General features: G+C 64.7%; 19 protein-coding genes. 7 read left to right on the forward strand and 12 right to left on the reverse strand.

The window, feature by feature from the left end; genetic code table 11:
- Nucleotides 1–140: 140 nt before the first annotated feature.
- The gene (locus AWB83_RS15945; RefSeq protein ID WP_087046542.1) at nucleotides 141–626 is read right to left on the reverse strand and encodes a YajQ family cyclic di-GMP-binding protein; all 486 of its coding nucleotides are present in this window, start codon (nucleotides 624–626) and stop codon (nucleotides 141–143) included.
- 145 nt (nucleotides 627–771) lie between these two features.
- On the opposite strand from AWB83_RS15945, the gene murB reads away from it, so the two are divergent.
- Complete coding sequence (gene murB, locus AWB83_RS15950; protein WP_087046543.1) at nucleotides 772–1,803, forward strand: UDP-N-acetylmuramate dehydrogenase; 1,032 nt, start codon at nucleotides 772–774, stop codon at nucleotides 1,801–1,803.
- Between the two features lie 74 nt (nucleotides 1,804–1,877).
- Here murB and AWB83_RS15955 read toward each other — a convergent pair whose 3' ends face one another.
- Nucleotides 1,878–3,107 (reverse strand): argininosuccinate synthase, encoded by a 1,230-nt coding sequence (locus tag AWB83_RS15955; protein ID WP_087046689.1) that lies wholly within the window; start codon nucleotides 3,105–3,107, stop codon nucleotides 1,878–1,880.
- A gap of 158 nt (nucleotides 3,108–3,265) precedes the next feature.
- A complete protein-coding gene (argF, locus tag AWB83_RS15960; protein ID WP_087046544.1) occupies nucleotides 3,266–4,195 on the reverse strand; it encodes an ornithine carbamoyltransferase in 930 nt (309 codons plus the stop codon).
- A gap of 533 nt (nucleotides 4,196–4,728) precedes the next feature.
- Between argF and AWB83_RS15965 the strand changes: the two genes are divergently transcribed.
- Entirely contained in the window at nucleotides 4,729–5,064 is a 336-nt protein-coding gene (locus AWB83_RS15965) for a DUF3579 domain-containing protein (protein WP_087046545.1), read from the forward strand.
- 162 nt (nucleotides 5,065–5,226) lie between these two features.
- On the opposite strand, the gene rpsT is transcribed toward AWB83_RS15965, so the two are convergent.
- The gene (rpsT, locus tag AWB83_RS15970) at nucleotides 5,227–5,505 is read right to left on the reverse strand and encodes a 30S ribosomal protein S20 (RefSeq protein ID WP_087046546.1); all 279 of its coding nucleotides are present in this window, start codon (nucleotides 5,503–5,505) and stop codon (nucleotides 5,227–5,229) included.
- Nucleotides 5,506–5,882: 377 nt separating this feature from the next.
- On the opposite strand from rpsT, the gene murJ reads away from it, so the two are divergent.
- A complete protein-coding gene (gene murJ / locus AWB83_RS15975) occupies nucleotides 5,883–7,433 on the forward strand; it encodes a murein biosynthesis integral membrane protein MurJ (protein WP_087046547.1) in 1,551 nt (516 codons plus the stop codon).
- The gene (locus AWB83_RS15980) at nucleotides 7,433–8,278 is read left to right on the forward strand and encodes a SirB1 family protein (protein WP_087046548.1); all 846 of its coding nucleotides are present in this window, start codon (nucleotides 7,433–7,435) and stop codon (nucleotides 8,276–8,278) included. The genes murJ and AWB83_RS15980 overlap by 1 nt, the downstream gene beginning before the upstream one ends.
- A 50-nt stretch (nucleotides 8,279–8,328) precedes the next feature.
- Here AWB83_RS15980 and AWB83_RS15985 read toward each other — a convergent pair whose 3' ends face one another.
- The 5 genes from AWB83_RS15985 to lpxK all read right to left on the reverse strand — a co-directional run bounded on the left by AWB83_RS15985 (nucleotide 8,329) and on the right by lpxK (nucleotide 12,242).
- Nucleotides 8,329–9,087 carry a 3-hydroxyacyl-CoA dehydrogenase gene (locus AWB83_RS15985; RefSeq protein ID WP_087046549.1) on the reverse strand — a complete coding sequence of 253 codons (759 nt, stop codon included), beginning with the start codon at nucleotides 9,085–9,087 and terminating at the stop codon, nucleotides 8,329–8,331.
- Between the two features lie 198 nt (nucleotides 9,088–9,285).
- Nucleotides 9,286–9,948: an adenylate kinase gene (gene adk / locus AWB83_RS15990; protein WP_087046550.1), complete on the reverse strand. Its 663-nt coding sequence runs from the start codon at nucleotides 9,946–9,948 to the stop codon at nucleotides 9,286–9,288.
- Between the two features lie 287 nt (nucleotides 9,949–10,235).
- Complete coding sequence (gene kdsB, locus AWB83_RS15995; RefSeq protein WP_087046551.1) at nucleotides 10,236–11,027, reverse strand: 3-deoxy-manno-octulosonate cytidylyltransferase; 792 nt, start codon at nucleotides 11,025–11,027, stop codon at nucleotides 10,236–10,238.
- A gap of 11 nt (nucleotides 11,028–11,038) precedes the next feature.
- Nucleotides 11,039–11,245 carry a Trm112 family protein gene (locus tag AWB83_RS16000; RefSeq protein ID WP_016346147.1) on the reverse strand — a complete coding sequence of 69 codons (207 nt, stop codon included), beginning with the start codon at nucleotides 11,243–11,245 and terminating at the stop codon, nucleotides 11,039–11,041.
- On the reverse strand, nucleotides 11,226–12,242 hold the full coding sequence (lpxK, locus tag AWB83_RS16005) for a tetraacyldisaccharide 4'-kinase (RefSeq protein ID WP_087046552.1): 1,017 nt from the start codon (nucleotides 12,240–12,242) through the stop codon (nucleotides 11,226–11,228). The genes AWB83_RS16000 and lpxK overlap by 20 nt, the downstream gene beginning before the upstream one ends.
- Before the next feature lie 515 nt (nucleotides 12,243–12,757).
- On the opposite strand from lpxK, the gene xseA reads away from it, so the two are divergent.
- The 3 genes from xseA (at nucleotide 12,758) to AWB83_RS36805 (ending at nucleotide 15,376) form a co-directional block, all read left to right on the forward strand.
- Nucleotides 12,758–14,125, forward strand: a complete 1,368-nt coding sequence (gene xseA, locus AWB83_RS16010; protein WP_087046553.1) for an exodeoxyribonuclease VII large subunit — start codon at nucleotides 12,758–12,760, stop codon at nucleotides 14,123–14,125.
- Nucleotides 14,126–14,333: 208 nt separating this feature from the next.
- Complete coding sequence (locus AWB83_RS16015; RefSeq protein WP_087046554.1) at nucleotides 14,334–14,915, forward strand: superoxide dismutase; 582 nt, start codon at nucleotides 14,334–14,336, stop codon at nucleotides 14,913–14,915.
- A 308-nt stretch (nucleotides 14,916–15,223) separates the two neighbouring features.
- On the forward strand, nucleotides 15,224–15,376 hold the full coding sequence (locus AWB83_RS36805) for a hypothetical protein (protein ID WP_167389122.1): 153 nt from the start codon (nucleotides 15,224–15,226) through the stop codon (nucleotides 15,374–15,376).
- 126 nt (nucleotides 15,377–15,502) lie between these two features.
- Here AWB83_RS36805 and AWB83_RS16020 read toward each other — a convergent pair whose 3' ends face one another.
- The 3 genes from AWB83_RS16020 to AWB83_RS16030 all read right to left on the reverse strand — a co-directional run bounded on the left by AWB83_RS16020 (nucleotide 15,503) and on the right by AWB83_RS16030 (nucleotide 19,211).
- Complete coding sequence (locus tag AWB83_RS16020; RefSeq protein ID WP_087046555.1) at nucleotides 15,503–16,777, reverse strand: EAL domain-containing protein; 1,275 nt, start codon at nucleotides 16,775–16,777, stop codon at nucleotides 15,503–15,505.
- 231 nt (nucleotides 16,778–17,008) lie between these two features.
- Nucleotides 17,009–18,442, reverse strand: a complete 1,434-nt coding sequence (gene mdtD / locus AWB83_RS16025; RefSeq protein ID WP_087046556.1) for a multidrug transporter subunit MdtD — start codon at nucleotides 18,440–18,442, stop codon at nucleotides 17,009–17,011.
- Between the two features lie 22 nt (nucleotides 18,443–18,464).
- Nucleotides 18,465–19,211: a GntR family transcriptional regulator gene (locus AWB83_RS16030; RefSeq protein ID WP_087046557.1), complete on the reverse strand. Its 747-nt coding sequence runs from the start codon at nucleotides 19,209–19,211 to the stop codon at nucleotides 18,465–18,467.
- Nucleotides 19,212–19,367 lie beyond the last annotated feature (156 nt).

A 19,367-nucleotide genomic window follows, 5' to 3' on the forward strand; every position in this document is an offset into this window, starting at 1 on the left:
CGCCTACGGGTATCGCGACGAGGAATACTTCTTCCTCAAGATCCGCGCCGCGTTCCCCGGAAAAGCTCGATGAACCATAAAAAAGCCGTTCCGGCTTCCGATCGCCGGAACGGCTTTTTCACATCTGCGGCAGCAAGAAATCAGTCGCGGAAGTTGTTGAAGTCGAGCGGCGTATCCGTGACTTCCTTCTTGAGCAGCGCAATGGCGCCTTGCAGATCGTCACGCTTGGCGCCCTGCACGCGCACCGTATCGCCCTGAATGCTTGCCTGCACCTTGATCTTGCTGTCCTTCACGATCTTGACGATCTTCTTTGCCAGATCGCCCGACACGCCTTTCTTCACCGTGACGACCTGCTTCAGCTTGTCGCCGCCGATCTTCTCCTGCTTGCCGTAGTCGAGAAAACGCACGTCGACGCCGCGCTTGGCCATCTTGTTCAGCAGAACGTCCTTCACCTGGCCGAGCTTGAAATCGTCGTCGGCGTAGAGCGTGAGTTCGCGCTCCTTCTGCTCGACGCGTGAATCCGAACCCTTGAAGTCGAAGCGCGTCGAGATTTCCTTGTTCGATTGCTCGATTGCGTTCTTCACTTCGATCATGTTTGCTTCGCTGACGACGTCAAACGATGGCATCTGAATTCTCCTTCGTTGAGGCGAGCGCGCGGGCGCGGCTCGCGCAATTTCATGTGTATATAATTCGATCTCCCGTCATTCTACCGACGCGCCTCCGGTTTCCCCAAGGCCGCGCCGATTCTCCAGCCTCGCCACGCGGTTATTCATGTCCCACGCATCCCTCGCGCCCGAACTCGTCGCCGACTACTCGCTGCGAACGCACAACACGTTCGGCTTCGACGTGCGCGCGCGTCATGCGATGAAAATTGACAGTGTCGAGGCCGCCGTCGCCATCGCGGCCGACAGGCGCATCGCGAACATGGCGCAACTGGTGCTCGGCGGCGGCAGCAATATCGTGCTGACGCGCGATTTCGACGGCGTCGCGCTGGTCGTCGGCATCGCGGGGAAACGCGTGATCGGCGAGGACGACGACGCGTGGCTCGTCGAGGCGGGAGCGGGCGAGAACTGGCACGATTTCGTCGCGTGGACGCTCGCACAGGGCATGCCGGGGCTCGAAAACCTCGCGCTGATTCCGGGCACGGTCGGCGCGGCGCCGATTCAGAACATCGGCGCATACGGGCTCGAAATGGGCGAGCGCTTCGAGCGGCTCGGCGCGGTCGAACTCGCCACCGGCGAACGCGTGGAGTTCGATCGCGCCGCATGCGCATTGGGTTATCGCGACAGCTTTTTCAAGCGGGCTGGACGCGGGCGCTTCATGATCACGTCGGTCGTGTTCCGGTTGCCGAAGGCGTGGACGCCGCGCGCCGAGTACGCGGATGTCGCGCGCGCGCTCGAAGGCGCCGCGAAGTGCGACGCGCAGGCCATTTTCGACGCGGTCGTCGCCGTTCGTCGCGCCAAGCTGCCCGACTGGACCGTGCTCGGTAACGCGGGCAGCTTCTTCAAGAATCCGGTCGTGAGCGCGCAAGCGTTCGACGCGCTGCGCGCGCGGGAACCCGGCGTCGTGTCGTATCCGCAAGCCGACGGACGGGTGAAGCTCGCGGCCGGCTGGCTGATCGACCGATGCGGCTGGAAAGGGCGCGGCATCGGCGGGGCGGCGGTGCACGATCGTCAGGCGCTCGTGCTCGTGAATCGCGGCGGCGCGACGGGCGCGCAGGTGCTCGAGCTCGCCGGAGCGATCAGGCGCGACGTGCTCGCGCGCTTCGACGTCGAGCTGGAGATGGAGCCGGTCTGCCTCTGATTCGAACGCAGGCCGCAAAAACAAAAACCCGCCGAACGGAAGTCCGGCGGGTTTTTCGCTATTGAAGCAGGGAATTACGCGCCGCGCTTGCGGCGCGCGTTCTCGGCGATGCGCATGCGCAGCGCGTTCAGCTTGATGAAGCCGCCGGCGTCGGCCTGGTTGTAGGCGCCGCCGTCGTCGTCGAAGGTCGCGATGGTCTTGTCGAACAGCGTTTCCTTCGAATCGCGCGCCACGACCGACACGCTGCCCTTATACAGCTTCACGCGCACCCAGCCGTTGACCTTCTCCTGCGTGTGGTCGATCAGCACCTGCAGCGCGCGGCGCTCCGGACTCCACCAGTAGCCGTTGTAGATCAGCGAGGCGTAGCGCGGCATCAGATCGTCCTTCAGGTGCGCGACTTCGCGATCGAGCGTGATCGACTCGATGCCGCGGTGCGCCTTCAGCATGATCGTGCCGCCCGGCGTTTCATAGCAGCCGCGCGACTTCATGCCGACGTAGCGGTTCTCGACCAGATCCAGGCGGCCGATGCCGTGCTTGCCGCCCAAGCGGTTCAGCTCGGTCAGCATCTCGGCCGGCGACAGGCGCTTGCCATTCAGCGCGACCGGGTCGCCCTTCTCGTATTCGATATCGATGTATTCCGCCTGATCCGGCGCCTCTTCCGGTGACACGGTCCAGCGCCACATTTCGGCTTCGGCCTCGGCCTTCGGGTCTTCCAGATGGCGGCCTTCGAACGAGATGTGCAGCAGGTTCGCGTCCATCGAGTAGGGCGCGCCGCCTTGCTTGTGCTTCATTTCGATCGGAATGCCGGCCTTCTCGGCGTACGCGAGCAGTTTTTCGCGCGAGAGCAGGTCCCATTCGCGCCACGGCGCGATCACCTTGATGCCCGGCTCGAGCGAGTAATAGCCGAGCTCGAAGCGCACCTGGTCGTTGCCCTTGCCGGTCGCGCCGTGCGAGACGGCCTGCGCGCCGGTCGCGCGGGCGATCTCGATCTGGCGCTTCGCGATCAGCGGACGCGCGATCGACGTGCCGAGCAGATACTCGCCTTCGTAGATGGTGTTCGCCCGGAACATCGGGAACACGAAATCGCGGACGAACTCTTCACGCAGGTCTTCGATGAAGATGTTTTCCTGCTTGATGCCGAGCTGGAGCGCCTTCTTGCGCGCGGGCTCCAGTTCCTCGCCCTGGCCGATGTCGGCCGTGAAGGTGACGACTTCGGCGTCGTAGTTGTCCTGCAACCATTTCAGGATGACGGAGGTGTCGAGACCGCCCGAATAGGCGAGCACGACTTTCTTGATATCGCTCATGGTGAACTCGTGTGCTGAAAAGCCAGGTGCGGCGGTTGTGCGCCGCTTCGCGTCCGCCGGGCGCGCGACGGGCATGAAGTGCGCGGAAAAAACACTATTTTGACATTAAAAGGCCGCGCCTCCGCAAATTTGGAATACGCGGGCTTTCGGGAGCTCGCTCAGTGGTTGAGCTTGCCGAGCAGCAGATACTCCATCAGCGCCTTCTGCACGTGCAGACGATTCTCCGCCTCGTCCCAGACGACGCTCTGCGGGCCGTCGATGACCTCCGCGCTCACTTCCTCGCCGCGATGCGCGGGCAGGCAGTGCATGAAGAGCGCATCGGGATTGGCGCGCGCCATCATCTCGGCATCGACGCAATAGTCCGCGAACGCCTTCATGCGCGCCTCGTTCTCGGCCTCGAAGCCCATGCTGGTCCAGACATCCGTGGTGACGAGATCCGCGCCCGCGCAGGCCTCGTTCGGGTCGTCGAATTCCTCGTAGAAGGGCGCGCTTTCCTCCGACACCAGCGCGCGATCCAGCTTGTAGCCCGGCGGCGTCGACAGGCGCAGCCTGAAGCCGAGGATCTGCGCGGCCTCGATCCACGTGTAGAGCATGTTGTTCGCATCGCCGACCCAGGCGACGGTCTTGCCGTGAATCGGCCCGCGATGCTCGTAGAACGTGAAGATGTCCGCGAGCACCTGGCACGGGTGATATTCGTTGGTCAGCCCGTTGATGACCGGCACCCGCGAGCTTTCGGCAAAGCGCCGGATGATGTCCTGCCCGAACGTGCGGATCATGATGATGTCGACCATCCGCGAGATGACCTGCGCCGAATCCTCGATCGGCTCGCCGCGGCCCAGCTGCGTGTCGCGCGTGTTCATGAACACCGCGTGGCCGCCCAGCTGGAAGATGCCCGCTTCGAAAGAGAGGCGCGTGCGCGTCGAGCTCTTCTCGAAGATCATCGCGAGCGTACGGTCGTGCAGCGGATGATAGGTCTCGTAATTCTTGAACTTGCGCTTCAGGATGCGCGCGCGTTCGAGCACGTACTCGTAGTCGTCGAGCGAAAAATCCTTGAACTGGAGATAGTGGCGAATTTTCTTGGCGGTCATGAAACGCAAGCGGCGGCTTCGAACCGGCGCGCTGCGCGTCGCACATATGCGATGGCTCAGGCCCGGACGGCGCCGCCGTCGTGAGTGGTATCGCATTTGAGCATAAAGGATTTTGCGATGTTTGACGAGGCTGGCCAAAAGGACGACGGTGCGCGTACGAGCCCGGCCGGCGGCCCCGGCATGGCCCGGAGCGATGCGGCGGATGCTTGTGTGCGCTGCGGAAAGAAGGCCGCTGCTGTATAATTGCGGTCGCTCGTTTCAACAGTTCTGCAACATTAAGCACCGTTTCACGCGCATGGGCGGCGAAGGATTCGCAAGAGTCCGGTCGGCGTATTGTTGCGCGCCCGGATTACGCGGTGAATGACCCAGTGCTGTCGAGTCCGCCATCCTGTCGCGGGCGCGGACGGTCCTTTCATAGGACCGGCTCGCGAAGAACCGCCCTGCGCCCATCGCTGCGCTGGCCCTCGCGGTTCCCGTTTTCCGGGGTGTGCGTTCGCTGGTGCGCGCCACCGGCCGTCAACAGGTATTGCTACATGGCTGAATCATCCCCTACCGAATACTTCATACAAGGCATCACCAAGAGCGGGCGGAAGTTTCGGCCGAGCGACTGGTCGGAACGCCTGTGCGGTGTGATGTCGGGGTTTGGGCCCAAGGCGAAAGGGCCGAACGCGCGCCTGCAATACTCCATCTACGTTCGTCCGACGATGATCGGCGACATCAAGGTCGTGATCGTCGATTCCCGCCTGCGCGATATCGAACCGATGGCTTTCGACTTCGTGCTGAACTTCGCAAAGGACAACGATCTGGTGGTGACCGAGGCGTGCGAGTTGCCGCCGCATCACGGCACGCAGACTCAGCAGCAGACCTGAAGCGCCGCTGAAGGCGACACGCAAACGAACAGACGCAGGAACAGACGCAAAAAAGCCCGCACGAAGCGGGCTTTTTCATTACTGCGCAGCGGAAACAGGAAGCTGCTTCGACGAGCGCCCGGTCGCGAGGACCAGGCGGCGCCCGCCCGAAGCGGGCCGGAATTACTGGGCGGCGGGGGCTTGCAGGCCCTTGATGGCTGCAGCCAGGCGGCTCTTGTGGCGAGCGGCCTTGTTCTTGTGGACGATCTTCTTGTCCGCGATGATGTCCATCGTCTTGACCGACGCCTTGAACACTTCGGCGGCCTTGGCCTGATCGCCGGCTTCGATAGCCTTGCGAACTGCCTTGATGGCCGTGCGGAACTTCGAGCGCAGCGCCGAGTTGTGCGAGTTGGCTTTGGCGGCCTGACGGGCGCGCTTGCGAGCTTGTGCGGTATTTGCCATGACGGTTCCTTATCCTGTTCCTGCTGTTACTTGTCCGGAGCGGGCTTCACCTTCTGGCCCGGCTCGGGGCCGGAAGCGGTGATCGGTGCGCGCTGCCTTTGATCTGAAATCCCGGGAACGATTGCCCGAGAACCTTTAAAACATCGCCGGCGCGGGGCCGGGAAAGACGCGAAGCGAACTGCTTTCGGCGTGGGTGCGCCTAACCGGAGCGTCGAAACCCGCGATTATAGCAAGGGAATATGAGACGTGACAAGCGCGGCGTGGAGCGCGCCAGATTGCGGTCGATTCGAGGCGGCCGGTCAATATCGGGGGCTTTCCGCCGGCAATGGGCGGCGTCTGGTAGGTGCGCAGCACGCGCCCCGTATAATAAGCGCCCCATGAATCTATTCCGAGCCCTCCTGACGGTCAGCGGCTTCACGCTGCTGTCGCGCGTGACCGGCCTGATCCGCGAAACGCTGATCGCCCGAGCTTTCGGCGCCAGTCTCTACACCGACGCGTTTTACGTCGCGTTCCGCATTCCCAACCTGCTGCGGCGTCTGTCCGCGGAAGGCGCGTTCGCGCAGGCGTTCGTGCCGATCCTCGCCGAGTTCAAGAACAGCCGAGGTCACGATCCGACCAAGGCGCTCGTCGACGCGATGTCGACCGTGCTCACCTGGGGACTCGTCGTGCTGTCGCTGGTCGGCATGGCCGGCGCGGGCTGGGTGGTGTTCGCGGTCGCGTCGGGGCTCGAGCACGAAGGAACCGCCTACGGACTTGCCGTCCAGATGACGCGCATCATGTTCCCGTACATCGTCTTCATCTCGATGACGACGCTTGCCTCCGGCGTGCTCAACACCTACAAGCAGTTTTCGCTGCCCGCGTTCGCACCGGTGTTGCTGAACGTCGCGTTCATCTTCGCGGCGGTGTTCGTCGCGCCGCATCTCAAGGTGCCGGTGTATGCGCTCGCGTATGCGGTGATCGCGGGCGGCATCCTGCAGTTGCTCGTGCAGCTGCCGGGGCTGAAGAAGATCGACATGGTGCCGCGCATCGGCCTTTCGTTTACGCGAGCGCTCGCGCATCCGGGCGTGAAGCGCGTGCTCGCGAAGATGGTGCCCGCGACTTTCGCGGTGTCGGTCGGGCAACTGAGCCTCATCATCAACACGAATATCGCGTCGAACATCGGGCAGGGCGCCGTGTCGTGGATCAATTACGCCGACCGGCTGATGGAATTTCCCACCGCGCTGCTCGGCGCGGCGCTCGGCACGATTCTCTTGCCGAGCCTCTCGAAAGCGCATGTCGATGCCGACAACGACGAATACTCGGCGCTGCTGGACTGGGGTCTGCGCATCACGTTCCTGCTGGCCGCGCCGAGCGCGATCGCGCTCTTCTTCTTCGCCGAGCCGCTCACCGCAACGCTCTTTCACTACGGCAAGTTCGACAACCATTCCGTCGTGATGGTGGGCCGTGCGCTGTCGGCGTACGGGATCGGGCTGGTCGGCCTCATCCTCATCAAGATTCTCGCGCCCGGCTTCTACGCGAAGCAGGACATCAAGACGCCGGTGAAGATCGCGGTCTTCGTGCTCGTGATGACCCAGGTGAGCAACTACATCTTCGTGCCGATCTTTTCTCATGCGGGTCTGACGCTTTCGATCGGTCTCGGCGCGCTCGCCAACGCGGCCCTGCTGTTCGCGGGCCTGCGCCGCCGCAAGATCTACCGTCCGTCGCCGGGCTGGCTGCGCTTCTTCGTGCAGCTGCTCGGCGCGTGCCTGATTCTTGCGGGCACGATGCACTGGGTGGCGATCAGCTTCGACTGGATCGGCATGCGCGCGACGCCGTTCGTGCGCATTGCGCTGCTGGGTGCGAGCCTCGTCGTGTTCGCCGCGCTATATTTCGGTATTCTGTCCGCGATGGGCTTCAAATACGCCTACTTCAAGAGACGAACGCTTTGATGACGACAACGCGTATCCTCGAATATTTCTCTTCGCTGATGGCGGAAGACGACAGCCTTCCGCTCACGGAGGCGGCGTTGTCGCTCGCGCAGGATGCCTATCCCGATCTCGACATGCAGGCGGCGCTCGCGGAGATCGACGAGCTCGTCGTGCGCGCCCGCCGCCGCATGCCCGACGATGCGGACGTGAAGCAGAAAGTCGATGCGCTCAATCGTTATTTCTTCCGCGAGCTGGGTTTCTCCAGCAATCTCAACGATTACTACGACCCCGACAACAGCCATCTGAACGTCGTGCTGCGCCGGCGGCGCGGCATTCCGATCTCGCTCGCGGTGGTCTATCTGGAAATGGCCGAGCAGCTCGGCTTGCCGGTGCGCGGCGTGTCGTTCCCCGGACATTTCCTGCTGCGCGTCGCGACGCCCGGCCAGGATCTGATGCTCGATCCGACGACCGGTCAGACGCTCTCCGAAGCGCAGATGGTCGAGATGCTGGAGCCGTACGTGCAGCGCGTGGGCGAATCGATCGGCAGCGCGCTGCGCGTGCTGCTGCAGCCCGCGACGCGGCGCGAGATCGTCGCGCGCATGTTGCGCAATCTGAAGGGCATCTACTTGCAGACGGAGCGCTGGCAGCGTCTGCTGGCGGTTCAGCAGCGGCTCGTGATCGCGCTGCCGAACAGCATCGAGGAAGTGCGCGATCGCGGCTTCGCGTATGCGCGGCTCGATTATCTGCGTCCGGCGCTGGAAGACCTGCAGCGTTATCTCGAAGACCGTCCGGACGCCGAGGATGCGACGGTCGTCGAAACCGAGCTGCACGAGTTGCGACAGCGCACGCAGCACAACGGCGACTGAACGCGGACGGCGGCCTTCGAGAGAAAGCCGCCGTTTTCACATCCGAAGCGTCACTTCGGCTGCATGCGGATCGCGCCGTCGAGGCGGATCACTTCGCCGTTGAGCATCGGGTTGTCGAAGATCTGCTTGACGAGCATCGCGTATTCGTCCGGCTTGCCGAGGCGCGACGGGAACGGCACCATCGCGCCGAGCGCGTCCTGCACTTCCTTCGGCATGCCGAGCAGCATCGGCGTTTCGAAAAGCCCCGGCGCGATCGTCATCACGCGGATGCCGCTCTTGCTCAGGTCGCGCGCGATCGGCAGCGTCATGCCGGCGACGCCGCTCTTCGACGCCGCGTAGGCCGCCTGGCCGATCTGCCCGTCGTATGCCGCAACCGACGCCGTGTTCACGATCACGCCGCGCTCGCCCGCAGCGTTCGCTTCGTTCTTCCACATCGCGTTGGCCGCGAGGCGGATCATGTTGAAGGTGCCGATGAGATTCACCGAAATCACCTTCGTGAAGAGATCGAGCGCGTGCGGACCGTCGCGGCCGACGGTCTTCGCCGCGGGCGCGATGCCCGCGCAGTTCACGAGGCCGCGCAGCGTGCCGAGGCTCAATGCGGCATCGACGGCGCGCTGGCCGTCGCTTTCCTGGCTCACGTCGCATTTGACGAACGCGCCGGACAGCTCTTTCGCGAGCGCTTCGCCCGCGGCGTCGTTCATGTCGGCGAGCACGACCTTTCCGCCAAGCGCCGCCACGAGCCGCGCGGTCGCAGCGCCGAGGCCAGATGCGCCGCCGGTGATCAGAAAGACGTTGCCTTGCATCTCCATGCTTCTTCTCCTTTATGTGATTCGTGCGTGCGAGGGCAGGGGTGGGTGCCGCTCGCGCCGGTGACTGTCCTCGTGGGATCGCGTCGATTGTAGCGAAGCCGGTGAATGCAGAATCGCACATCGCTCATGCGAATTCGCGGGCACAAAAAAACCCGCTCGTCGAGAGCGGGTTTCATCGAATGCAAGGCGAAGCGCGCTTTACTTCAACGCTTCGAACACGCGCGTGCGGATTTCATCGACCGTGCCGAGACCCGAGATCTTGCGATACTCCGGCGCCCTGAGACCGCTGGACGCGCCGTTCTTCGCCCAGTCGTTGTAGTACGCGATCAGCGGCTTGGTCTGCGCGACATACACGTCGAGACGCTTCTTCACGGTCTCTTCCTTGTCGTCGTCGCGCTGGATCAGCGGCTCGCCGGTGACGTCGTCGGTCATGTCGACCTTCGGCGGATTGAACTTGACGTGATACGTGCGACCCGATGCCGCATGCACGCGGCGGCCGCTCATGCGCGTGATGATCTCGTCGAACGGCACGTCGATCTCGAGCACGTAGTCGATCGCGACGCCGGCGTCCTTCATCGCCTCGGCTTGTGGCAGCGTGCGCGGGAAGCCATCGAAGAGATAGCCGTTCTTGCAGTCGTCTGCCTGCAGGCGTTCCTTCACGAGATTGATGATGAGCGAATCCGGCACCAGCTCGCCCGCATCCATGTAGCGCTTCGCCTCGACGCCGAGCGGCGAGCCCGCCTTGACGGCCGCGCGCAGCATGTCGCCGGTGGAAATCTGCGGAATGCCGAATTTCTCCTTGATGAAGTTTGCCTGGGTGCCCTTGCCCGCACCGGGTGCGCCCAACAGGATCAAACGCATGGTGATATCTCCGAATCGTCTATAAACCGCTTCAAGCCGCGAGGCTCAATGGACATCCGGTGGCTTGGCTCGTGCGGCGTCGACGACAGGGCGCGCGGCCGAAAGGAGACGGCGGGCACCCGCGGACAGCGGCGCAACGTTGAGCGTGGCGCTGACCGGAAGGCTCGCGCAATCGCTTGATTATGCCACGGCTCTTTACGATCGCGACCGTAATAACGCGGATAGAAAAAGCCACGACCCGCGCCGAATGGGCGTCCGACGGGTTTACACGGGTTGTGCCGCGGCTTTCAGTTCGATCGGGGAAAGAGCGCCTGGACGCGTTCGAGATCGGCGGGCGTATCGACACCCGGCGGCGGCGCGTCGTGCGTCACGCGCACGGCGATGCGCTCGCCGTGCCACAGCGCGCGCAGTTGCTCGAGCGCTTCGGCGGCTTCGATCGGCGCCTGTGCGAGGTTCGGGAAGTCGCGCAGGAACTTCGCGCGATAGGCGTAGAGCCCGATGTGGCGCAGCACGTTCTCGGGCACGGAAGGCAGTTTTCCGAGCGCGGCGACGTCGGGCCAGTGCGGCTGCCAGAGATCGCGTGTCCATGGAATCGGCGCGCGCGAGAAGTAGAGCGCGACGCTCTTCGCATCGAGCACGACTTTGACGACGTTCGGATTGAATACGTCCGCGGGATCGTGAATCGGATGCGCGGCCGTGGCGATCGCGCATTCGGCGTGCGCAGCCAGGTGCGCGGCGACATCGCGCACGAGTTGCGGGTCGATGAGCGGCTCGTCGCCCTGCACGTTGACGACGATGGTGTCGTCGCTCCAGCCGAGGCGCGTCGCCACTTCGGCGAGGCGGTCCGTGCCGGTGGGATGATCGGAGCGCGTCATCATCACTTCGATGCCGTGATCGCGCGCGGCTTCGACCACGCGATCCGAGTCGGTCGCGACGAGCACCTGGCTCGCGCCCGATTCGCGCGCGCGCTCGGCGACGCGCACGACCATCGGCTTGCCGCCGATATCGGCGAGCGGCTTGTTCGGCAGACGGGTGGACGCGAGGCGCGCGGGAATGACCGCGATGAACGGAACGGACATGTCTGATGGATTCAGGCGTCGCCGGCCGGCTTGAGCGGCTCGACGGGGGTGCCTTCGACCGTCTGGCGCGCTTCGTCGACGAGCATCACGGGGATGCCGTCACGGATCGGATAGGCGAGCTTGTCCGCGCTGCAGACGAGTTCCTGCGCCGCGCGATCGTAACTGAGCGGGCCTTTGCAGATCGGGCAAACGAGGATTTCAAGCAGACGTGCGTCCACGGAGTTTCTCCACAACAAGAGCGATGAGGCGCGGCCTGAGCACGGCTTGCACGGGAACGACCCAGATGCGTGCGTCGCGCCAGGCCCCCAATTTTACTGCATCCTTTTCGGTGATCAGGATCGCGTCGGCTTCCACGCCGGCAAACGGATTCTCGCGATACGAATAGTGATCCGGGAAGGCGCGCGTCGCGGGCGCGATGCCCGCCGCGCGCAGCGTGGCGAAGAAGCGCTCGGGCGAGCCGATGCCCGCCGCCGCGGCCACTTTCTCTCCCGCGAACTGTTCGAGCGGGCGGCGCACCGAGGGATCGTCGAGCAGCCACGCATCGCCGGATTCGAGTTCGAGCGCGAACGTGTTCGGCCACGGCGGCAATGTGCGCTCGTACGGACTGTTGATAAGCGTCGCGTCCCGGCGGCGCGACATCGGCTCGCGCAACGGGCCCGCGGGCAGCAGAAAGCCGTTGCCGCCCAGGCGGTCGTCGAACACGACGAGTTCGAACGCGCGGACCAGCCGATAGTGCTGCAGGCCGTCGTCGGAGACGAGGACGTCGACGTTCGGATGCGCCGCGAGCAGCGCCTTCGCCGCCGCCACGCGATCCGGACAGACGAACACCGGCGCGTGCGTGCGGCGCGCGATCAGGAGCGGCTCGTCGCCGACCGATGCGGCCGCGCTCGTCGGCGTCACGCTGGTCGGCTTCGCGACTTTCGCGCCGTAGCCGCGCGAGATCACGCCTGGCTGGAACCCGGCGGCGCGCAGCGCCTCGACGAGCGCGATGACGGTCGGCGTCTTGCCCGTCCCGCCGACGGTCACGTTGCCCACGACGACCACCGGCACGCCGGGATCGACGCGCTTGATCCAGCCCAGTTCGTAGAAGGCACGCCGTGTCGCGGCGATCGCGCCGAAGATGCAGGCGAACGGCGTCAGCGCCCACGCGACGGGACCGCGACGGCGCCATTCGCGGGCGAGAAAGTTCTCGAGCGGCGGCTTGAAATCAGACATGGACCGCCTTCGCGCCGAACGCATGCGGGAAGGAAGTCGGGTACGGCATGGCGTGCAACGGCAGCTCCTCGGATTCGGTTGGCGTTGGACGATGGTCCGGCGACGGCGACGGCGACGATGGCGCGAAGCGAGTGTCGGAGTGTCGCTTTCCCGGCGCCGGCCGGTACTGGAACCCGGCACTCTAGCGCGCGCGGGCCGTGCGCGCCAGTCGCCGATGGCGTTCGAGGCTTCGTGCGGGACGATCCGCGCGCCTGTGGATAACTCTGTGAAGAACTTGCGGCCCGACAACCGGAAATCCGCATGAGGATGGAGTTGCTTCGGGGATTACCGTGTCCGTAAGAAATTAGTCTATTTAAATCAATTGGTTAGAACGAACCCATCGGCCTCCGGCGGGTCTGCTGCGACCGTGGCGGTAAGTCTTTCTATGTGGACACTTGTTACACTTGCGTACCTCGTCAAGCGGCTTTGCCGTCCGCTCCATCGGCCGTTGCGCCCAGTATTTTTCCGGTCCAGCCATGACTCCCGATTCCCTGCCGTCGCAAAGCGGCGACGCCGTGATCCCCGTTTCCGTGCTCAACCGAGCGATCAGCACGATGCTCGAGCGGTCGTTTCCGCTCGTCTGGGTATCGGGCGAGGTGTCGAATTTCACGCGCGCGGCGAGCGGCCACTGGTACTTCTCGATCAAGGACGCGAACGCGCAGATGCGTTGCGTGATGTTCCGCGGACGCGCGCAGTACGCCGAGTTCACGCCGCGCGAAGGCGACAAGATCGAGGTGCGCGCGCTCGTCACGATGTACGAGCCGCGCGGCGAGCTGCAATTGAACGTGGAGGCGGTGCGGCGCACGGGACAAGGCCGGCTCTATGAAGCGTTCCTGCGCCTGAAGGCGCAGCTCGAAAGCGAAGGGCTTTTCGCGGCCGAGCGCAAACGTGCATTGCCGGCGCATCCGCGCGGCATCGGCATCGTGACCTCGCTGCAGGCGGCCGCCTTGCGCGACGTGCTAACGACGCTCGCGCGCCGCGCGCCGCATGTGCCGATCGTCGTGTATCCGGCGCCGGTGCAGGGCGCGGGCGTGGGCGCGAAACTCGCGGCGATGGTCGAGGCCGCGAACGCCCGGCGCGAAGTGGATGTGCTGATCGTGTGCCGGGGCGGCGGATCGATCGAGGATCTGTGGGCATTCAACGAGGAAGTGCTCGCGCGCGCGATCGCGGCAAGCGCGCTGCCGGTGGTGAGCGGCGTCGGCCACGAGACGGATTTCACCATCGCGGACTTCGCCGCGGACGTGCGCGCGCCGACGCCCACCGCCGCCGCCGAGCTCGTCAGTCCGCAGCGCGTGCTCCTGTTGCGCGATCTCGATCATCGTCACGCGGCGCTCGCGCGCGGCTTCGGCCGGATGATGGAGCGCCGCGCCCAGCAGCTCGACTGGCTCGCGCGCCGGCTCGTGAGTCCCGCCGAGCGGCTCGCGCGGCAACGCGCGCATCTGCGGCAACTGGCGAGCCGTCTCGTTGCGGCGGGCGCGCGGCCCGTGCGCGATGCGCGCGCGCATTTCGCGCTGGTGCTGTACCGCTGGCAGCGCAGGCGTCCGGACGTCGCCGCGCAACGCGAACATCTGCTGCGTCTTGCGCAACGCGTCACGAGCGCGCACGAGCGGCGCCGCGAGCGCGAAAACGCGCGGGTTTCGGAACTGGCGGCGCGCTTGCAGGTGCTGAGTCCGCAGCGCACACTGGAGCGAGGCTATGCCGCACTGATCGACACCCAGACTGGGCGAGCACTGCGTGCGCCGAATGCGCTCAAACCGAAGCGTCCGCTGACGGTTCATCTGGCGGAAGGGTCGGCGGACGTGCTGCTCGCCGATGTCCAGGCCCGTCTGTCAGACGAATTCTGAGCCTGATGCAAGACGTGAGCCGACGTACATTTGACGTGCCCGAAGATGTCCGCGGGAGCACTTTTTACGCCGCCCGAGGCGATTCGAAAGCGATCTTCCTCATAAAGGGCACACGGTTTGCTGGGTTATCCCAACTCGCCTACAATCCATTGCTCCACTGCCTCACTCCTCACAGTCCCACAATCCACATAGAAAGGAAGCTCGCATCATGGAACATACGCTCCCGCCGCTGCCGTTCGACAAGAGCGCGCTCGCTCCGAACATGTCGGAAGAAACGCTCGAGTATCACTATGGCAAGCACCACCAAGCCTATGTGACGAACCTGAACAAGCTGATCCCCGGCACCGAATTCGAGAACCTGCCTCTCGAAGAGATCGTGAAGAAATCCTCGGGCGGCGTGTTCAACAACGCAGCGCAAGTCTGGAATCACACCTTCTTCTGGAACAGCCTGTCGCCGAAGGGCGGCGGCGCACCGACCGGCGCGCTGGCTGACGCGATCAACGCGAAGTACGGCTCTTACGACAAGTTCAAGGAAGAATTTGCAAAGGTCGCGGCCGGCACGTTCGGCTCCGGCTGGACCTGGCTCGTGAAGAAGACCGACGGTACGGTGGACATCGTGTCGACGAGCAACGCCGCGACGCCGCTCACGACGGACGCGAAGCCGCTCGTGACCCTCGACGTGTGGGAGCATGCGTACTACATCGACTATCGCAATGCGCGTCCGAAGTTCATCGAGGCTTACTGGAACATCGTGAACTGGGATTTCGCGGCGAAGAATTTCGGCGTGTAAATCTGCGCGATTCGTCGAATCGAAAAGAAGCCGTACCGGTTTTGTGCCGGTCCGGCTTTTTGTTTTTTCGAGGTTTCATTCGTCTCCCACGATCGAATGAGATCGTTCGGATCACTAACCGCGAAAAGCCAAATGCTGGGTCTCAGCCACCTATGTAGTCTTTCAAAGCTGGTTCGAACAGGGGCCGTCGTGTTTTTTCAGTGATCCGGGCCGCTCGTGCGGGTGCTCGAGCGGGAAACTAAAATATTTCCTTGGCGCGCGCTTCGGGTGACGCCGCCGCTTTTTTCCCCGCTTCATCAGGGAGCATCATGAAACGCTTCGCAGGCCTCTGCCTCGCGGCCTGGTCGGCGGCCGCGCTGCTGTATTTCGGTCGCCATTCCACCGCGCTCATCGTGCTCTCCGGCGTGCTCGCGCTCGCCGGATTCGATCTCGTCCGCCCCGAGCCAGGGCAGGACGCCTAGCGGCTCGGTGGCAAGTGGCGCATCGTCCGGGCGCCCATCGCGGCAGACTCTCGCGGGGACGGGTCACCGGACACAAAAAAGCCTTCCCGAGCGGAGAAGGCTTTTCTGTGTCCGACTGCGGATAAGTCACCGCCTTTTCGGCGCCGCTTCCCAGTTGATGTCGACGCACAGCACCTGCAAGCCGTACGGCGTTTGCGCGGCGATCGACGCCGTCACGCACAGGTGCGCCTCGTTGATCGACAAATAAGGCGCCGTCAGATGCACGCGCCCCGGCGCGCGCAGCGCCTCGATGAAATACGGCCGGCGTTCCCAGCTCGCGCCCTCGGAATGCAGAAGCGGGCTGAAGCGCTTCGCGCGCTGCGACGTGCGCACGACCGGCACGACGTTATCGCCGATCTGCCGTCCGGCCTGGTCGAGCAGGAAGCAGCGGGCGGTGTCGATGAGCTGCAGCAGCTCGCTCGTCGCGGCGACGAGCGTCTCGCCTTCCATCAGCTTGACCGAGGCGCGCTCGAGCCCGCTCACGTACGGCTCCAGACGCGCCGCCTGCGCGCGCTCGCGCGCGGCGATCCGCTCGCGCGAAGCGGCCGAAAGCGCGTCCATCACGCTCGCGGCGACCTGAGGATGCACCGCTTCGACGCTCGGCTGCGCGAAATAGGCGCCCTGCACGAAGTCGACATTGCATTCCAGCGCGATCAGCGCGTCGCGCTCGGTCGCGAGGCCGCCCATCAGCACGAGCTGGCCGGATTCGTGCAGGAGCGACACGAGCCGCGGCAGCACACGCTCGATATGCGAGTGCTCGGTTGCCTGCTGCAGGATGCACCGGTCGAGCGTCACGATGTCGGGCCGCAAGTGCCACACGCGATCGATGTTCGAATGTTTCACGCCGAAGCCGTCGAGCGCGATCAGGAAGCCCGACTTGCGCAGCGAATCGACGATCTCGGCGAAGCGCGTCGTCTCGCCGCCCGCCTGCTCGGGCACTTCGAGCACCACGCGCTGCGGCGGCAGGCCGATGTCCTTGAGCGACGCGAGCAGCGCGTCGCCGTAGCTCGTGTCCATCAGCGCGGCGGGATGCAGGCTCAGGAAGAGCCATTCGTCGTGGCTGTCGAACGCGTTGAAATTGCCCAGATGCAGCGACTCCGCGAGCCGGCCGAGTTCGAGCAGATCGCCACGCCGCGCGGCCTGCGTGAACACTTCGTGCGACGGAATGTGACGATGTGCGTCGTCGCGGGCGCGCAGGGATGCGTGATAGCCGATCGCGCGCCGGTGCGATACGGAGAACACGGGCTGGAACACGCTGAAAACGGTGTACTCGCCGTACAGCACGGTGCGACGCGATCCGTCGTCGCCGGCGACGGGGCGGGGCGGCTGGAAGCGGGGAGGGTCGAGATCAACCATGCTCATGGTGTCGATGCATCAGGCGGTGAATTTAATGAGATAGTTTAAAGGATCGCCACCCGGACGTTCGAGCAAAAAGCGTGCAAATTCAATATCCAAGCGGCTCGCGGCGGGCATCGGGCTTGCATGGCGCGGGTATTGGTGTGCGGATTGGACGACCGTGCCGCACGCTCGGGAGCGCACGCCGCGTGAGTGTGCGCGCTGGCACCGTCACGGTGCGCGGGCGAACCGCCGCCTTCAGTTCGATTCCGACGGATCGGGCTTTCTGCGCGCCGCGCGCACTTCCGGCGCGAGCTGTCCGAAAATCCACGCCGTTGCCGCCGTGATGATGCCGACGCACAGGAACGTCGCGTGGAATGCGGGCAGCGAGTTCGACGCCGTCACTTGCGGTAAAAGCCCGGTGAAGGTCGAGAGAATCGCGCCGGCGACGGTCACGCCGAGGCTCATCGAGAGCATCTGCACGAGCGAGAAGAGGCTGTTGCCGCTGCTCGCGCCGCCGGTGCCGAGGTCCTTGAGCGTGAGCGTGTTCATCGCGGTGAACTGCATCGAGTTGACGGCGCCGAAGACCGCCAGCTGCACGAGCCGCAGCCACAGCGGCTGATGCGCGCTCGCGAGCGAGAAGCTCGCCATCATCAGGCCGACGAGCACGGTGTTCACCACCAGCACGCGCCGGTAGCCGAACTGCTCGATGAGCCGCGTCACGAGGCGCTTGGACAGCATGCCGGCGGCGGCGACGGGCAGCATCATCATGCCGGCCTGGAACGCCGTGTAGCCGAGGCTCACTTGCAGGAGCAGCGGAATCAGATAAGGCATCGCGCCGCTGCCGATGCGCGCGAACAGATTGCCGAGCAGGCCGACGCTGAATGTGTGGATCTTGAACAGATCGAGCGAGAAGATCGGCCGGGCGGCGCGCGTCGCGTGCAGGCCGTAGGCGACGAAGCAGCCGAAGCTCAGCACGAGCAGCACGATCACGATGGCGTGCTGCAGGCCGAGATCGGCGAGGCCGTCGAGCGAGATGGTGAGCGCGACCATGCCGACTGCGAGCAGCAGATAGCCTGCGAGATCGAAGGGCGCGGTGGCCGGATCGCGGCTGTCGGGCATGTAGAGATGCGTCGCGATACAGCCGATCACGCCGACCGGCACATTGATGAGAAAGATCCAGTGCCACGACGCGATCTGCACGAGCCAGCCGCCGAGCGTCGGACCGATGAGCGGGCCGATGAGGCCCGGAATCGCGACGAACGCCAGCGCGGAGAGATAGCGTTCCGCCGGAAACACACGCAAGACGGCCAGGCGTCCGACCGGCAGCAGCATCGCGCCGCCGACGCCCTGCACGACGCGATACGCGACCAGCGCCGCCAGCGATTGCGCGTTCGCGCACAACAGCGAGCCGATCGTGAAGATCAGGATCGCGCTGAGGAACACGCGCCGGGTGCCGAGCTTGTCGGCGAGCCAGCCGGAGACGGGGATCATCATCGCCATCGTGAGCGAGTAGGCGATCACGACGCCCTGCATGCGCAGTGGCGCTTCGCCGAGGCTGCGGGCCATCGCGGGAAGCGCGGTGTTGACGATCGTCGAGTCCAGCGTCTGCATGAAGAAGCCGGTGGCGACGAGCCACAGCATGATGGAGAGCGATCGGTCTGACGGCGTGGCTGTGGCGGTGTCGGTCATGGGGCGGGCTTATTTGGCCGGCTCACTTGCGAAGCTCGGCGACGAAGTCGTAGTAGTCGTTGCGGCAGTAGGTGTCGGTGAGCTCGATCGCGCGCTGATCGGCGGTGTAGCCCACGCGCGTGATGAGCAGCAGCGCGTCGTGCGGCGCGATGCCCATCTGCTGCGCGATCTCGTCGCTCGCGTTGACTGCGCGGAAGTGCTGGAGCGCGCGCACGATGGAAAGCCCGCGCGAATCCAGATAGCTGTAGAGCGAATCGCCGATGGCTTGCGGGTCGGGAATGCACGACGCGGGAAACGTGGAATTCTCGACGGCCATCACGATGTCATCGGCAAGGCGCAGGCGTTTCAGTCGTGTGACGGTGGCGGCGGGCGAGAGGCCGAGCTGGATGACCTCGTCGCGGTTGGCGGGCTCGATGGTGCGGGAGAGCCACCTCGAGCTCGGCTTGAAGCCGCGGCGGCGCAGCATCTCGGAGAAGCTCGACAGGCGCGACAGCGGATCTTCGTAGCGCGGCGTGATGAAGCTGCCGGCGCCTTGCTCGCGGCGAATCAGCCCTTGTTCGACGAGCAGCGCGATCGCCTTTCTCGACGTGATCCTCGAGACCCCGAGCGCATCGGACAGCACGCGCTCGGAAGGCAGCGCTTCGCCTGCGTTCCAGCGATTGTCGTGGATGGCGTTGGCGAGCTTGCGGGCGAGTTGAAGATAGAGCGGAGTGTCGCTGTCCGGGTCCGGGCGCAAATCGCGCCAACGGTCTTCCGAGGTCGGGTTCATAAAGCGGACGCAAATGGGCCAAGCGGGGATTTTAAGACAAACGGGGGGCGGGTCGGGGTGTTTGCTTGCGCTTGGGTGATGGGGAGTTTTGTTTTGCCACGGCTTGCGGGAAACTTGTATTCGTGTCGGTCTATTGGCACCGCCCCTGTGCGGGGC

It is taken from the genome of Caballeronia ptereochthonis, assembly GCF_001545075.1.
Taxonomy (GTDB): Bacteria; Pseudomonadota; Gammaproteobacteria; order Burkholderiales; family Burkholderiaceae; genus Caballeronia; species Caballeronia ptereochthonis.